Origin of the sequence: Bordetella petrii (genome assembly GCF_020991325.1) — a bacterium.
In the GTDB taxonomy this organism is placed as follows: domain Bacteria; phylum Pseudomonadota; class Gammaproteobacteria; order Burkholderiales; family Burkholderiaceae_B; genus Bordetella_A; species Bordetella_A petrii_E.
This window is the reverse complement of sequence record NZ_JAJMLX010000096.1, coordinates 1-14,988: the sequence shown is the minus strand read 5'-3', so window position 1 is coordinate 14,988 and position 14,988 is coordinate 1. Positions and strand designations below refer to the sequence as shown.

Sequence of the window (14,988 nt, the reverse complement as noted above, 5' to 3'; positions counted from 1 at the left end):
GCCCGCAGGCTCAGGGCGCTGCCGGCTCGGCGGGGAATACCATGCGGCGAACTCGATGCGGCTTTCTTGGTGGTGGGCCGCATTGGCTTGCCGGCCTTGTTCAGGGTGGCGCGCGCGGCCGGCCGGGCCGGTTCGGCATCGGCGGGTTTGCGGGGCGCCCGGCGCGGCTTGGACAAGGTTTTGCCCTCGGCGGCCAGCTTTTTGGGGGTATGGGGCTCGGAAGGCTTGCGGCGGGCCGGGGTGCCTTCGGCTGGTGCCGGGGCAACATTGCCCGGCAGCGGCCGGAACAGAATAAGGATTTTGCCCAGGTGATGCACCGGGGCGCACGACAGCGTGTCGCAGATGCTTGCCAGCATGGCTTCGCGCTCATCGCGGTCGCTGCCGCCGGCGCGCACCTTGATCAGCCCATGCGAAGTCAGGGCGCGGTCGATTTCTTTCAAGACCGCGTCGGTCAGCCCGTTGTCGCCGATCAGGACGACCGGGCGCAGCGGGTGGGCGGCCGAGCGCAAATCGCTGCGCTCGCGTGAGGTGAGTTCTAATATAGGCATGCGTGGAATTGTACGGTAATGGCCAAAAAGAAATTCTCTAAAGACTGGATCAACCAGCACATCAACGACCCCTATGTGAAACTGGCGCAACAAAAGGGGTATCGGGCGCGCGCCGCCTTCAAACTGATCGAGATCCTCGACACCGAAAAGCTCATGCGCCGCGGCGACGTGGTGGTAGACCTCGGTTCGGCGCCGGGCAGTTGGTCGCAGGTGGCGCGCGAGCGCCTGGCCGGCCCGGGCGGCGTCGTGGACGGCCGCATCATCGCCCTGGACCTGCTGCCCATGGAGCCCGTGGCCGGCGTCGAGTTCATCCAGGGCGACTTCCGTGAAGACGCTGTTTTGCAACAGTTGCAAGAAATGGTGGGCGGCCAGGCGGTGGATCTTGTAATTTCCGACATGGCCCCCAATTTGTCCGGAGTCGGTTCCGCCGATTCAGCCCGCATCCAGCACGTCTGCGAGCTGGCCCTGGAATTCGCCTGCAACCATCTCAAGCCCGACGGCGCGCTTGTCGTCAAGGCCTTCCATGGCAGCGGCTTTTCCCAGATCGTGCAATCCTACAAGCAGCGCTTCAAGCGAGTGGTAGAACGCAAGCCCAAGGCGTCGCGAGACAAGTCGTCCGAAACCTTCCTGGTGGCACGTGACCTGAAATCCTGAACCAATGTGTATCAGGCGCCCAAGAGGCGCCCAAACAGAATCTGCCCCGACAGGGTAGAATGAGCTATTGACATACTTGTGACTGTGCCATATACGCGGGTGCGCGGTTGCCGGTCGGAATCGAAAGCAGGAGATCGACCTTGAACAATTCATTTTCCAAAGTCGCGGTCTGGATGGTGATCGCGCTAGTCCTGTTCACGGTATTCAAGCAGTTCGATGGACGTGCGCAGACGCAAGACGGCGTCAGCTACACCCAGTTCATGGAAGATGCCAAGGCAGGACATATCCGCAAGGTCGACGTGCAGGGCGACGTGCTGTATGTCACGCCGGATACCGGACGCGCCTATACCCTGACCTCGCCGGGCGACATCTGGATGGTGTCCGACCTGCTCAAGTACGGCGTGGACGTCTCGGGCAAGGCCCGCGAAGAACCGTCGCTGCTCATGAGCATCTTCGTGTCGTGGTTCCCCATGCTGCTGCTCATTGGCGTGTGGGTGTTCTTCATGCGCCAGATGCAGGGCGGCGGACGTGGCGGCGCTTTCAGCTTCGGCAAGTCGCGCGCGCGCATGCTGGACGAAAACACCAACCAGATCACCTTCGCCGACGTCGCCGGCTGCGACGAGGCCAAGGAAGACGTGCAGGAATTGGTCGATTTCCTGCGCGACCCCAGCAAGTTCCAGAAGCTGGGCGGCCGCATTCCGCGCGGCGTGCTGATGGTGGGTTCGCCCGGTACCGGTAAAACGCTGCTGGCCAAGGCCATCGCCGGGGAAGCCAAGGTGCCGTTCTTCAGCATCTCGGGCTCCGACTTCGTCGAAATGTTCGTCGGCGTGGGCGCGGCCCGCGTGCGCGACATGTTCGAGAACGCCAAGAAGCACGCCCCGTGCATCATCTTCATCGACGAAATCGACGCGGTCGGCCGCCAGCGCGGCGCCGGCCTGGGCGGCGGCAACGACGAACGCGAACAGACGCTGAACCAGATGCTGGTGGAAATGGACGGCTTCGAGTCCGGCCAGGGCGTCATCGTCATCGCCGCCACCAACCGCCCCGACGTGCTCGACCCGGCGCTGCTGCGCCCGGGCCGCTTCGACCGCCAGGTCGTGGTGCCGCTGCCCGATATCCGCGGCCGCGAACAGATCCTGCGCGTGCACATGCGCAAGGTGCCGCTGTCGCCCAACGTCGACGCCACCATCCTGGCCCGCGGCACGCCCGGCTTCTCGGGCGCCGACCTGGCCAACCTGGTGAACGAGGCTGCCCTGTTCGCCGCCCGCCGCAATGGCCGCACGGTGGATATGTCCGACTTCGAAAAGGCCAAGGACAAGATCATCATGGGCGCCGAGCGCCGCTCCATTGTCATGCCCGAAGAAGAACGCAAGAACACCGCGTACCACGAGTCGGGCCATGCCATCGTGGCGCGCATGCTGCCCAAGACCGATCCGGTGCACAAGGTCACCATCATTCCGCGCGGCCGCGCGCTGGGCGTGACCATGCAACTGCCTGAAAACGACCGCTACAGCATGGACAAGGACCGCCTGCTCAACACCATCGCGGTGCTGTTCGGCGGCCGTATCGCCGAAGAAATCTTCATGAACCAGATGACCACCGGCGCTTCCAACGATTTCGAGCGCGCCACGGCCATTGCCCGCGACATCGTCACCCGCTACGGCATGACGAGCGAGCTGGGCCCCATGGTGTATGCCGAAAACGAAGGCGAAGTGTTCCTGGGCCGCAGCGTCACCAAAACCACCCACATGTCGGAAGCCACCATGCAGAAGGTGGACGGCGAGATCCGCCGCATCATCGACGAGCAGTACGGCGTGGCGCGCAAGATCCTGGAAGACAACCGCGAGATGGTCGAAGTCATGACCCGCGCCCTGCTCGAATGGGAAACCATCGACGCCGACCAGATCAACGACATCACGTCCGGCCGTCCGCCGCGTCCGCCCAAGACCCCCGAGGGCCCGTCCGACAGCGCCGATTCGCCTCCCACCGGGCTGGCTGCCGGCGGCAGCGGTACTCCGGCCGCTGTTTAAGGGTCGCGGTCCGGTTACATGGCCAACACCTTTCTGTGCGGGCGCTTTGAGTTCGACCTAGAGCGCCCGCTCGTGATGGGCATCGTCAACGTCACGCCCGATTCCTTTTCCGATGGCGGCCAGCACGCCGACACCGATTCCGCGGTGCGGCATGCGCGGCGCCTGATCGACGAAGGTGCCCATATTCTCGACCTGGGGGGCGAGTCCACCCGGCCGGGCGCCCAGCCCGTATCGGCGCAGGATGAACTGGCGCGGCTGCTGCCGGTTATCGAGGCCCTGCGTGATTGCGGTGTGCCGCTGTCCGTCGATACCTTCAAGCCCGATGTCATGCGCGCCGTGCTGGATGCCGGCGCCGACATGATCAACGACATTTACGGGTTCCGCCAGCCGGGCGCCATCGAAGCCGTGGCGCCCACACGCTGCGGCCTGTGCGTCATGCACATGAAGGGCGAGCCGGGCAGCATGCAGCGGGCGCCCGAATACGCCGACCTGCTGGGCGAAATCGGCGTTTTCCTGGGGGCCCGCGCGCAACGGCTGCGGGCCGCCTGGATCGACCCGCGCCGCATCGTGCTGGACCCGGGCTTCGGGTTCGGCAAAACGGCCGACCACAATTATCAATTGCTGCGCAGGCTGTCCAGCCTGCGCGTATCCAGTTACCCATTACTGACCGGGCTGTCGCGCAAGACCATGATAGGCGATGCCACCGGCAAACCGGTGGCCGACCGCCTGGCGGGCAGCATCGCCGGTGCGCTGGCATGCGTGGCACGCGGCGCGTCCATCGTGCGCGTGCACGACGTGGCGGCCACGGTCGATGCCCTGAAAGTCTGGCAGGCAGTCGAACAAGGAGCCATACGAGCATGACGCAACGCAAGTATTTCGGAACCGACGGTGTACGAGGCGAAGTGGGCGGCGAGGTCATCAATGCCGCCTTTGCCCTGCGCCTGGGGTACGCCGCCGGCCGTGTCCTGGCTCGCCAGCATGGCGGCCGCGGCGGCAGCCGTCCGCAAGTCGTCATCGGCAAAGACACCCGCATTTCCGGCTACATGCTCGAATCCGCCCTGGAAGCCGGCCTGTCGGCTGCGGGCATCGACGTGCTGCTGGCCGGCCCGGTGCCCACGCCCGCGGTGGCCTACCTGACCAGCGCGCTGCGCCTGGTGGCCGGCATCGTCATCAGCGCCTCGCACAATCCCTACCAGGACAACGGCATCAAGTTCTTTTCGGCGCAGGGCATGAAGCTGCCCGACGAGATCGAGGCGCAGATCGAGGCCGCGCTGGACGAACCGCTGGGCTGCGTGGGTTCGGAAGCGCTGGGGCGCGCGCGCCGCATGCAGGATTCCCAGGGCCGCTATATCGAGTTCTGCAAAAGCACCTTCCCCCACGAACTGGACCTGAACGGTGTCAAGATCGTCGTGGATGCCGCCAACGGCGCCGCCTATAACGTGGCCCCCCATGTGTTCCGCGAACTGGGCGCCGAGGTGCATGCCATCGGCGTGTCGCCCGACGGCTTCAACATCAACAAGGGGGTGGGCGCACTGCATCCCGAAGCCCTGGTGCAGGCCGTGCGCGACCGCGGCGCCGACCTGGGCATCGCCCTGGACGGCGATGCCGACCGCCTGCAGATGGTCGACAATTCCGGCCGCATCTACGACGGCGACGAATTGTTGTACGCCATTGTGCGCGAGCGCATGATCCATGGCCCGGTGGCCGGGGTGGTGGGCACCCTGATGACCAACTACGGCCTGGAACTGCAGTTCCAGCGCCTGGGCATCGGTTTCGAGCGCGCCAACGTGGGCGACCGCTACGTCATGGAACAATTGCAGGCGCGCGGCTGGCTTTACGGCGGCGAGAACTCCGGCCACCTGATCTGCCTGGACCGCCACACCACGGGCGACGGCATCATTGCCGCCCTGCAGGTCCTGACTGCCTTGCGCCGCAGCAACCGCACCCTGGCCGACTGGCTGGGCGAGCTGCACATGTACACCCAGAAAATGATCAACGTGCCCCTGAAACCGGGTACCGACTGGAAATCCCACGCGGGCCTGGCGGCCGCCAAGAAGGCGGTGGAGGCCGAACTGGCGGGCAAGGGCCGGGTGCTGATCCGCGCCTCGGGCACCGAACCCAAGCTGCGGCTGATGGTCGAGGCCGAAGACCCCGGCCTGGCCGGCACCTGCGCCCAGAAGCTGGCAGACAGCCTGGCCTGAGGCTGGCCCCGATGCACGCGTTTCCAGCCGGACCTTTCCAGGTCCGGCTTTTTTTATGCCAGGAAACCAGGGTGTCCTATTTTGACTTGTTTAGAATCAAATAGTGGTAAATCAATGATTTATCCTTCGGCGTAAACTTCATAGTCATGTCACATATTTGTCAGAAGCCTGACACATCCGGCCTCCACACTGTCGGCACACTCTAGGAGTCCCGCGCAATGCTCGAATTAGCACGCATCGATTCTCGGCGAAATGCCGCTGAGCCCTGGACCGGTTCCGCATCCCGGATCCTGGTGGTGGGCCTGGCACGCACGAGCGACGAGGTCGAGCAGATCCAACGCCTGCGCTACAGCGTCTTCACGGAAGATATGGGGGCCGTATTCCCCGACGCCATCGACGGCATCGAGCAGGACAAGTACGACCCCTGGTGTGAACACCTGATGGTGCGTGAACTGGACACCGGACGGGTCGTTGGCACCTACCGCATCCTGACGCCCGAAAAGGCCCCCAAGGCCGGCGGCTACTATTCCGAATCCGAATTCGATCTTTCCGGGCTGGGCGCGCTGCGCAGCCAGTTGGTGGAAGTAGGGCGGTCCTGCACTCATGCCGATCACCGCAGCGGCGCCGCCATCATGCTGCTGTGGTCGGGCCTGGCGGAATTCATGCGCCGGGGCGGTTACCGTTACATGCTGGGTTGTGCCAGTGTCAGCCTGCGCGACGACGGCGTCACCGCGGCGGAAGTGTGGCGCAATGTGGCCACCCATCTCCAGGACGCCGACCTGCCGCGTGTCCGGCCGTTGCACCGCTACCCAGTCGAGCGCCTGAACAGCACCTTGCCGGCCCGCGTGCCGCCGCTGATCAAGGGCTACTTGAAACTGGGCGCCCGCATCTGCGGCGAACCCGCCTGGGATCCGGATTTCAACGCGGCCGATTTCCCCGTGCTGCTGGACATGGTCCGCATGGATGAGCGCTACCGGCGCCATTTCGGGCTGGAGCCCGTGGCATCCGAGGCGGCCTGACGATGCGCCGGCTGCTCAGGAGACTGCGCATCCGGCTCATTCGCCGGGCAACGCGCCCAGTCCGGCTAGAACTCAAGCAGCTCGAAAGAGAAACCGACTTTTCGCCATTCTGATTCCTCGGCCCGCAGCGTGAAGTCGCTGAGCGGATGCTTGGCCAGCCAGGCCCGGTTCACCCGCACCACGATGGAATCGCCCCGCACCGACACCGTAAGGGGCAGGGGGGCGACATCGGCGCGGCGACGCAACAGCAGCGCCGCCAGGCGCAGGCACAGTATGGCCACCCATTGGCTGCGGTCGCGCACCAATGTTTCCACCTTCCCCAGCTTGCCCTGGTGTCCCAGCGCCAGTATGGCCAGCAACTGCTGGTCGGCGCGCGAAAAGCCCGGCATGTCGGCATTGCCCAGCACGTAGGCCGTATGTTTGTGGTAATCGTTGTGCGCGATCGACAGGCCCACCTCGTGCAGGTCGGCGGCCCATCCCAGGGCCAGGCGCAGTTCGGCCAGGCCGTCGTCGGCGGAATAAATGGAATCGAAGAACGCCAGGGCCGCCTGGCGTACCCGCTGCGCCTGGCTCAGGTCGATGTGGTAGCGCTTCAGGAACTGCTGCACCGATTCATCGCGCTTGTCGTGCGCGGCGTCGCGGCCCAGCAGGTCGTACAGCACGCCCAGGCGCAGGGCGCCGTCGCCGGTCTGCATGACCTCGATGCCCAGCTCGTCGAACAGGGCGCTCATGATGGCCAGCCCGCCCGGCAGCACGTCGGTGCGGTGCAGCTTGATGCCCGGCAGTTCCTCGGGGATGACCCGGCCCGAGCGGATGATACGGTCTTTCAGGCGGTTAAGACCGTGGCGGGTGATGCCCTGGTCGGAAAAGCCGCATTCGGCCAAAATGGCATACAGGGCCTTGGCGGTGCCGGAAGATCCATACGCTTCCTTCCAGCCCATTTTGCGGTATTGCTTGGCAATGACTTCGATTTCGCGCCGCGCCGCCAGTTCGGCCTGCTTCATCTGGTGAGCGTCGACGGTGCCGTCGGGGAAGAACTGCCGGCTGTAGCTGACACAGCCCATGTACAGCGACGACATCAGCCCGGGCTCGAAGCCTTTGCCGATGATCACCTCGGTGGATCCGCCCCCGATGTCGATGACCAGGCGCTTGCCGGCGGACGGGGGCAGGGTGTGCACCACCCCGGAAAAAATAAGCCGGGCTTCTTCTCGCCCGGCAATCACTTCAATGGGAAAACCTAGCGCGGCCTCGGCCCGCGGCAGGAACTCCGGGGCGTTGCGGGCCACCCGGAACGTGTTCGTGGCCACGGCGCGCACCCGGCTGGGGTGGAAGCTGCGCAGGCGTTCGCCGAAGCGTTCCAGCACGGCGACGGCGCGTTCCACCGCCGCATCGTCCAGCCGCTTGTCCTTGCCCAGGCCGGCGGCCAGTCGCACCGTTTCCTTCAGGCCGTCGATCTGGTAGATCTGCGCCCCGCCTTCCTGCTGGACGATCCGGCCGATCGAAAGGCGGAAGCTGTTGGAACCGAGGTCTACGGCGGCCAGAAGTTGATCCATGCGCGTCTTGGGTAAGGCTGTAAGTGGCTCGATTATAGAGAACCGATATGACAGCGCCGGCCGGGCCGCCGGGGGCCCCGGACACGACGGTTTTGCCGTACCCTTGAGGGTTGCGCCACGGTGTCATGGAACCGTCACGTAATTGCAGTAAAACCTGGAGCTTTCTTCTGGCATGGAACCTGGTATGTCGACTCGCCTGTCTGTTGAGCCTCCGTTTTTGAATCGTGAGCTGTCACTGCTGAAATTCAACGAGCGGGTGCTGGCCATGGCGGAAAACCCCCAGGTGCCCCTGCTGGAGCGGCTGCGCTACGTGTGCATCGTCAGTTCCAACCTGGACGAATTCTTCGAAATCCGCATTTCCAGCCTGAAAGAGCAGCAGCGCCAGAACCCCGGCCTGGTGGGCCCCGACGGCCGGACCCCGGCCGAAGCCTTCGAGCGGCTGCAACAGGCGGTGCACGGGCTGGTCGACCGCCAGTACACCCTGTTGAACGACGACATCCTGCCGCGCCTGGATGCCGAAGGCATCGGCCTGCTGCACGCCTCGGAATGGAACGCGGAGCAGCAGGACTGGGCGCACGATATGTTCAACCGCGACGTGATGCCGCTGCTGACCCCCATCGGGCTCGATCCGGCGCACCCTTTTCCGCGCGTCTACAACAAAAGCCTGAATTTCATCGTGGCGCTGTCGGGCGCCGATGCCTTCGGGCGCCAGGCATCCATTGCCGTGGTGCAGGCGCCGCGCGCGCTGCCGCGCCTGATCAAGATGCCGGCCGAGATCTCGGGCAAGCCCGAAATCTACGTCCTGCTTACCTCGTTGATGCGCGCTTTCGTGGGCGACCTGTTCCCCGGGCTGGAAATGCTGGGCTGCTACCAGTGGCGCGTCACCCGCAACAGCGACCTGTTCGTGGACGAAGAAGAAGTCACCAACCTGCGCCAGGCCCTGCAGGGCGAACTGTCGCAGCGCAATTTCGGGGCGGCCGTCCGCCTGGAAATCGACCGCCTGACGCCGCCCGACCTGGAAGCCTACCTGCAGCGCGAATTTTCGCTGTCGGCCGAAGACACCTATCGTGTCAATGGGCCGGTGAACCTGTCGCGGCTGATGCAGCTGTGCAACGTGGCCACCCGGCCCGAGCTGCTGTTCCCTCCGTACCATGCCTCGGTGCCCGCGCCGCTGGACCGCGTGGCCGACAAGCCGGCCGAGCTGTTCGCCGCCGTGGCCGAGGCCGACCGCCTGATGCACCATCCGTATCAGTCGTTCCAGCCCGTCATCGACTTCCTGACCGCCGCCGCGCTGGATCCGGACGTCATGGCCATCAAGCAGACCATCTACCGCACGGGCGAAGATTCCGAACTGATGCAGATCCTGCTGGCCGCCGCCCGGGCCGGCAAAGAAGTGACCGTCGTGGTAGAGCTGATGGCCCGCTTCGACGAGCAGACCAACATCAACTGGGCGGCCCGCCTCGAAGAGGTGGGGGCGCACGTGGTGTACGGGGTCGTGGCGCACAAGACGCACGCCAAGATGGCGCTGGTGCTGCGCCGCGAAAAGGGCCGGCTGCGCCGCTACGCCCACCTGGGCACCGGCAACTACCACCCGCGCACCGCCCGCCTGTATACCGACTTCGGCCTGCTCACGGCCGATCCGCGCCTGTGCGAAGACATGGACAAGGTGTTCGCCCAGCTTACCGGGCTGGGCGCGCGGCGCAGCATGAAGGCCCTGCTGCAGTCGCCTTTTACCCTGCACGAGACCATGGTGGCGCTGATCCGGGCCGAAACGCGGGCGGCCAAGGCCGGCAAGCGGGCCCGCATCATGGCCAAGATGAATTCACTGCTTGAAGAACAGATCATCACCGAGCTGTACAAGGCCAGCCAGGCGGGCGTGAAAATCGACCTGGTGGTGCGCGGCGTGTGCGCCTTGCGCGCCGGGGTGCCCGGCATGTCCGAGAACATCCGGGTGCGCTCCATCGTGGGGCGCTTCCTGGAGCATTCGCGGGTCTTTTACTTCTACGCCGAGGGCGAAGAAACCGTCTATCTGTCCTCGGCCGACTGGATGGACCGCAATTTCTTCCGGCGCGTCGAAGTCGCCTTCCCGGTAATGGACAAGGCGCTGAAAAAGCGCGTCATCGACGAATCCTTCACCTTCGCCCTGCGCGACAACCAACTGGCATGGCAGCAGCAGCCCGACGGTTCCTACGTGCGTGTGCGCAACCGCCGGGCGCCTTTCAACCTGCATGATTTCCTGATGGAACGCCTGGGCTAGCCAATTGGGGACAGGCCTGTCACATTTCTTGTATATGACTGTCACGGTCTTGTCATTTTGAGCTTCTAAGATTCGTCACGTCGATGAGAGACGGGCGCTGTCAGCCCGCTGCGACTTCCTCAACGAGCACAGAAGGAACCCTAATGTTCAACCGTGTTTTCAAACAGATTACCGTCGGCGTGGCCCTGGGTAGCGCTGTTTTCGCCGTCCAGGCCGCCAACATCACCGGCGCTGGCGCTTCGTTCCCCTACCCCGTGTACGCCAAGTGGGCGTCCGACTACAAGGCCGCTACCGACACCGCGGTCAACTACCAGTCCATCGGTTCGGGCGGCGGCCAGCAACAGATCAAGGCCAAGACCGTCGACTTCGGCGCCTCGGACGATCCCCTGAAGGCCGACGACCTGGAAAAGAACGGTCTGCTGCAATTCCCGGCCGTGATCGGCGGCACTGTGCCCGTGGTCAACGTCGATGGCGTCAAGCCCGGCCAGTTGAAGCTGTCGGGCCCGGTCCTGGCAGACATCTTCCTGGGCAAGGTCAAGAAGTGGGACGACGCCGCCATCAAGGCGCTGAACCCCGACCTGAAGCTGCCCTCGACCGACATCATCGTGGTGCACCGTTCCGACGGTTCGGGCACGACCTTCGGCTGGACCAACTACCTGTCGAAAGTCTCGCCCGAATGGAAAGAAAAAGTGGGTGAAGGCAAGGCCGTGAAGTGGCCCACCGGCCAGGGCGGCAAGGGCAACGAAGGCGTCGCCGCCTACGTCGGCCAGCTGAAGAACTCGATCGGCTACGTCGAATACGCCTACGCCAAGCAGAACAAGCTGGCCTGGACCCAACTGCAGAACAAGGATGGCAAGTTCGTGCAGCCCGAGCAGTCGGCCTTCGCCGCCGCTGCCGCCAACGCCGACTGGAAGAGCGCGCCTGGCATGGGCGTGGTGCTGACCAACGAGCCGGGCGCCGATTCGTGGCCCGTCACCGCCGCCACCTTCATCCTGGTGCACAAGGTGCAGGACAAGCCCGAGCAAGGCCGCGCCGTGCTCGAGTTCTTCGACTGGGCCTTCAAGAATGGCGACAAGTCCGCCATCGCGCTGGACTACGTGCCCCTGCCTGATTCGGTGACGGATGAAATCCGCGCCGCCTGGGGCGAAATCAAGGGCGCCGACGGCAAGGCTGTCTGGAAGTAATCGCTCTCTGTGGCAAGCTCGGCGTGCGGGCCTTTCCCGGCCCGCACGCCGAATCGCGCAGCGACGCGCATCCCCTGTCAGTAATCCCAAGGAAAGCCCATCCATGAGCGCGGTAATGGATAATAGCGGGTTGCTACCGTCTCGCGAGACGGATTCCGTCACCACCGGCACGCCCTCGCCTATGAAGCAAAACAACAACGCGCTAATGGATGCGCTGTTCAAGAACCTGACGCGGCTGTTCGCCTTCCTGGTGTTCATCCTGTTGGCGGCGATCATGATTTCGCTGATCTACGGCAGCCGCGAAACCCTGGCCAAGTACGGCCTGTCGTTCCTGTGGCTGAACGACTGGGATCCGGTCAAACAGAACTTCGGCGCCGTGGTGCCCATCGTGGGCACGCTGCTGACGTCCGCCATCGCGCTGATCGTCGCCATTCCGGTGTCGTTCGGCATCGCCATCTTCCTGACCGAACTGTCCCCCGCCTGGCTGCGCCGCCCGCTGGGCACCGCCATCGAAATGCTGGCGGCCATTCCGTCCATCATCTACGGCATGTGGGGCCTGTTTGTTTTCGTGCCCATTTTCCAGCAGTACGTGCAACCGGGCCTGATCGCCACGCTGGGCAGCTTGCCTGTCATTGGCGGCATCTTCGCGGGGCCGCCGTTCGGCATCGGCATCTTCACCGCCGGCCTGATCCTGTCCATCATGATCATCCCGTTCATCGCCGCGGTAATGCGCGACGTGTTCGAGCTGGTGCCCCCCATGCTGAAAGAGTCGGCCTACGGGCTCGGCAGCACCACCTGGGAAGTCATGTGGCGCGTCGTGCTGCCCTACACCAAGTCGGGCGTCATCGGCGGCATCATGCTGGGCCTGGGCCGCGCCCTGGGCGAAACCATGGCGGTCACGTTCGTCATCGGCAACGCCTTCCAGTTCCCGGGGTCGCTGTTCGCGCCGGGCAACTCCATCGCTTCGGCACTGGCCAACGAATTCAACGAAGCGGGCGGCATCCAGAAATCCGCGCTGCTGGAACTGGGCCTGATCCTGTTCCTGATCACCACGGTGGTGCTGGCTTTCTCGAAAGTGCTGCTGCTGCGCCTGTCCGCTGGTGAAGGCAAGAAGACCTGACCGCCCACTGGAAAGAAAACATGGCTGAATCTGTACTCAACATGAGCAACGGCATCTACCGCCGGCGCAACGTGGTCAACAAGGTAATGCTGACCGTTTCGCTGGGCGCGCTGCTGTTCGGGCTGTTCTGGCTGTTCTGGATCATCCTGACCCTGCTGTTCAAGGGCGCCCCGGCGCTGTCGATGACGCTGTTCACCGAAATCACCCCCCCGCCGGGCCAGCAGGGCGGCCTGATCAACGCCATCACGGGCAGCGTGCTGATGGCCGGCGTGGGCACGCTTATCGGCACGCCCATCGGCATCCTGGCCGGCACCTACCTGGCCGAATACGGCCAGCGCGGCTGGCTGGCGCCCGCTACCCGCTTCCTGAACGACGTGCTGCTGTCGGCGCCGTCCATCATCATCGGCCTGTTCATCTACGCCGTGTACGTGGCGCAGGTGGGGCACTATTCCGGCTGGGCCGGCGCATTGGCGCTGTCCATCCTGGTGATCCCGGTGGTGGTGCGCACCACCGACAACATGCTGATGCTAGTGCCCAACAGCCTGCGCGAGGCCACGGCCGCGCTGGGTTGCCCCAAGTGGCGCATGATCACCATGGTGTGCTATCGCGCGGCCAAGACGGGCATCATTACCGGCATCCTGCTGGCCATTGCCCGCATCTCGGGCGAAACCGCGCCGCTGCTGTTCACCGCATTGTCCAACCAGTTCATGTCCTTGAACATGAACGCCCCCATGGCGAACCTGCCGGTGGTCATCTACCAGTATGCCGCCAGCCCCTTCAAAGACTGGAACGACCTGGCCTGGGCCGGCGCCACATTGATCACCCTGCTGGTGCTGGGCATCAACATCCTGGCTCGCAACCTGTTCCGCAAATAGTGATCGCCACGCCGGCGCCCCGTGCGCCGGCTTCAGGAAAGTAAATGGAAAACACCGCTACCGCCGTCAAATCCAAGATCGAAGTCAAAGACCTGAACTTCTACTACGGCAAGTTCCATGCGATCCGCAACGTGAACATGTCCATCCGCGAGAACAAGGTCACGGCTTTCATCGGCCCGTCGGGCTGCGGCAAGTCCACCTTGCTGCGCACCTTCAACCGCATGTTCGAGCTGTACCCCGGCCAGCGCGCCGAGGGCGAAATCATGCTCGACGGCGAAAACCTGCTTACGTCCAAGACCGATATCTCGCTGATCCGCGCCAAGATCGGCATGGTGTTCCAGAAGCCCACGCCGTTTCCCATGAGCATCTACGACAACATCGCGTTCGGCGTGCGCCTGTTCGAACGCATGTCCAAGGGCGAAATGGACGAGCGCGTGGAATGGGCGCTGTCCAAGGCGGCGCTGTGGAACGAAGTGAAAGACAAGCTGCACCAAAGCGGCAACAGCCTGTCGGGCGGCCAGCAACAGCGCCTGTGCATTGCCCGTGGCGTGGCCATCAAGCCCGAGGTGCTGCTGCTGGACGAACCCTGCTCGGCCCTGGACCCGATTTCCACCGCCAAGATCGAAGAGCTCATCGCCGAACTGAAGAACGACTACACCGTGGTCATCGTCACGCACAACATGCAGCAGGCGGCGCGCTGTTCCGACTACACGGCCTACATGTACCTGGGCGAACTGATGGAATTCGGCGAAACCGACCAGATCTTCGTCAAGCCCAGCCGCAAGGAAACCGAAGACTACATTACTGGCCGCTTCGGCTGACCCGCCAGGCCTGTACTGGCCGCTACAGATGTCCGGCTTCCCGCCAGAGAGCCGGACATTTTTATTGAAACACCCTGTCTAGGGCAGGGTGGCCACGCCCAGCGCCTCGCGCGCCGATGCCGGCAACATGGGGCCGTGCCCCAGGCCGGGAAAACCGCGGTACCGCACGTCCAGTCCCGGCTTGCCGGCCAGCTCGGCGGACAGGTTTTGCACATTCGCGCTGATGCGGCCGGGATCCGCCTGCTGCGCCCGGCGGTGCCCGCGCGATTGTTCGGACTCGCCCACCCATAGATACAGGCGGCGCGGCGACGACGCGCAGCAGCCGGCCGTATCCAGGCCGCGCAGGCGGTCGGCCATATACGGCGCATGCCACCACAGCGACGGACTGGCCGCGACATAGCGCTGGAATGCCAGCGGCCGCGCGGCCAGCGCATGCAGCACGAAAAGCCCGCCATACGAATGTCCGTACAGGGTCTGGCGCGCCGTGTCGACGGGCGCGGCCTGCCGTACCAGGGGTTTGACGCGGTGCTCGATCAGGTCCAGCCAGTCATCGGCCCCGCCGTTGCGGCGCGCTGCCTGGCGCGGATCGGGCGTGCCCTGGACATCGGCGCCGGGCAGGCGCGGGGTGTAATCCCAGGCGCGGGCCTCGGTGTCCAGGCGCGCGTCGACGTCGTAGCCTATGCCCACCAGCAGGGCGGCCGGCCGTTGGCCGGCACCCACCAGCGC

13 protein-coding genes are annotated in these 14,988 nt (G+C 64.6%); 10 read left to right on the top strand and 3 right to left on the bottom strand.

Features of this window, described 5'->3' with window-relative positions; all coding sequences use genetic code 11:
- The coding region (locus tag LPZ50_RS11780; RefSeq protein WP_230661590.1) for a YhbY family RNA-binding protein at positions 1 to 548 on the bottom strand (548 nt) is incomplete at its 3' end.
- Positions 549 to 566: 18 nt separating this feature from the next.
- On the opposite strand from LPZ50_RS11780, the gene LPZ50_RS11775 reads away from it, so the two are divergent.
- The 5 genes from LPZ50_RS11775 to LPZ50_RS11755 all read left to right on the top strand — a co-directional run bounded on the left by LPZ50_RS11775 (position 567) and on the right by LPZ50_RS11755 (position 6,452).
- Positions 567 to 1,202, top strand: a complete 636-nt coding sequence (locus tag LPZ50_RS11775; RefSeq protein WP_230661588.1) for an RlmE family RNA methyltransferase — start codon at positions 567 to 569, stop codon at positions 1,200 to 1,202.
- A gap of 140 nt (positions 1,203 to 1,342) precedes the next feature.
- The gene (ftsH, locus tag LPZ50_RS11770) at positions 1,343 to 3,232 is read left to right on the top strand and encodes an ATP-dependent zinc metalloprotease FtsH (protein WP_230661586.1); all 1,890 of its coding nucleotides are present in this window, start codon (positions 1,343 to 1,345) and stop codon (positions 3,230 to 3,232) included.
- 18 nt (positions 3,233 to 3,250) lie between these two features.
- Positions 3,251 to 4,093 carry a dihydropteroate synthase gene (folP, locus tag LPZ50_RS11765; protein ID WP_230661583.1) on the top strand — a complete coding sequence of 281 codons (843 nt, stop codon included), beginning with the start codon at positions 3,251 to 3,253 and terminating at the stop codon, positions 4,091 to 4,093.
- Complete coding sequence (gene glmM / locus LPZ50_RS11760; protein ID WP_230661581.1) at positions 4,090 to 5,433, top strand: phosphoglucosamine mutase; 1,344 nt, start codon at positions 4,090 to 4,092, stop codon at positions 5,431 to 5,433. Before folP ends, glmM begins: the two co-directional genes overlap by 4 nt.
- 218 nt (positions 5,434 to 5,651) lie before the next feature.
- Entirely contained in the window at positions 5,652 to 6,452 is an 801-nt protein-coding gene (locus LPZ50_RS11755) for a GNAT family N-acetyltransferase (protein WP_230661579.1), read from the top strand.
- A gap of 65 nt (positions 6,453 to 6,517) precedes the next feature.
- On the opposite strand, the gene ppx is transcribed toward LPZ50_RS11755, so the two are convergent.
- Positions 6,518 to 8,005, bottom strand: coding sequence for an exopolyphosphatase (gene ppx, locus LPZ50_RS11750; protein ID WP_230661577.1), 1,488 nt, complete (start codon positions 8,003 to 8,005; stop codon positions 6,518 to 6,520).
- Between the two features lie 184 nt (positions 8,006 to 8,189).
- On the opposite strand from ppx, the gene ppk1 reads away from it, so the two are divergent.
- From ppk1 to pstB, 5 genes are all read left to right on the top strand, one after another.
- Complete coding sequence (gene ppk1 / locus LPZ50_RS11745) at positions 8,190 to 10,262, top strand: polyphosphate kinase 1 (protein ID WP_230661575.1); 2,073 nt, start codon at positions 8,190 to 8,192, stop codon at positions 10,260 to 10,262.
- Positions 10,263 to 10,405: 143 nt separating this feature from the next.
- Positions 10,406 to 11,446 (top strand): phosphate ABC transporter substrate-binding protein PstS, encoded by a 1,041-nt coding sequence (gene pstS, locus LPZ50_RS11740; protein ID WP_230661573.1) that lies wholly within the window; start codon positions 10,406 to 10,408, stop codon positions 11,444 to 11,446.
- Positions 11,447 to 11,549: 103 nt separating this feature from the next.
- On the top strand, positions 11,550 to 12,566 hold the full coding sequence (pstC, locus tag LPZ50_RS11735) for a phosphate ABC transporter permease subunit PstC (protein WP_230661571.1): 1,017 nt from the start codon (positions 11,550 to 11,552) through the stop codon (positions 12,564 to 12,566).
- Between the two features lie 20 nt (positions 12,567 to 12,586).
- A complete protein-coding gene (gene pstA / locus LPZ50_RS11730) occupies positions 12,587 to 13,441 on the top strand; it encodes a phosphate ABC transporter permease PstA (protein ID WP_230661569.1) in 855 nt (284 codons plus the stop codon).
- A 44-nt stretch (positions 13,442 to 13,485) separates the two neighbouring features.
- Positions 13,486 to 14,262, top strand: a complete 777-nt coding sequence (gene pstB, locus LPZ50_RS11725) for a phosphate ABC transporter ATP-binding protein PstB (RefSeq protein WP_230661567.1) — start codon at positions 13,486 to 13,488, stop codon at positions 14,260 to 14,262.
- Between the two features lie 78 nt (positions 14,263 to 14,340).
- Here pstB and LPZ50_RS11720 read toward each other — a convergent pair.
- The coding region (locus LPZ50_RS11720; protein WP_230661565.1) for an alpha/beta hydrolase at positions 14,341 to 14,988 on the bottom strand (648 nt) is incomplete at its 5' end.

Bases quoted from the DNA above. Each gene is read 5' to 3' on its own strand.
- LPZ50_RS11775 (WP_230661588.1), top strand. From the start codon at position 567: ATGGCCAAAAAGAAATTCTCTAAAGACTGGATCAACCAGCACATCAAC.
- folP (WP_230661583.1), top strand. From the start codon at position 3,251: ATGGCCAACACCTTTCTGTGCGGGCGCTTTGAGTTCGACCTAGAGCGC.
- glmM (WP_230661581.1), top strand. From the start codon at position 4,090: ATGACGCAACGCAAGTATTTCGGAACCGACGGTGTACGAGGCGAAGTG.
- LPZ50_RS11755 (WP_230661579.1), top strand. From the start codon at position 5,652: ATGCTCGAATTAGCACGCATCGATTCTCGGCGAAATGCCGCTGAGCCC.
- ppx (WP_230661577.1), bottom strand. From the start codon at position 8,005: ATGGATCAACTTCTGGCCGCCGTAGACCTCGGTTCCAACAGCTTCCGC.
- ppk1 (WP_230661575.1), top strand. From the start codon at position 8,190: ATGTCGACTCGCCTGTCTGTTGAGCCTCCGTTTTTGAATCGTGAGCTG.
- pstS (WP_230661573.1), top strand. From the start codon at position 10,406: ATGTTCAACCGTGTTTTCAAACAGATTACCGTCGGCGTGGCCCTGGGT.
- pstC (WP_230661571.1), top strand. From the start codon at position 11,550: ATGAGCGCGGTAATGGATAATAGCGGGTTGCTACCGTCTCGCGAGACG.
- pstA (WP_230661569.1), top strand. From the start codon at position 12,587: ATGGCTGAATCTGTACTCAACATGAGCAACGGCATCTACCGCCGGCGC.
- pstB (WP_230661567.1), top strand. From the start codon at position 13,486: ATGGAAAACACCGCTACCGCCGTCAAATCCAAGATCGAAGTCAAAGAC.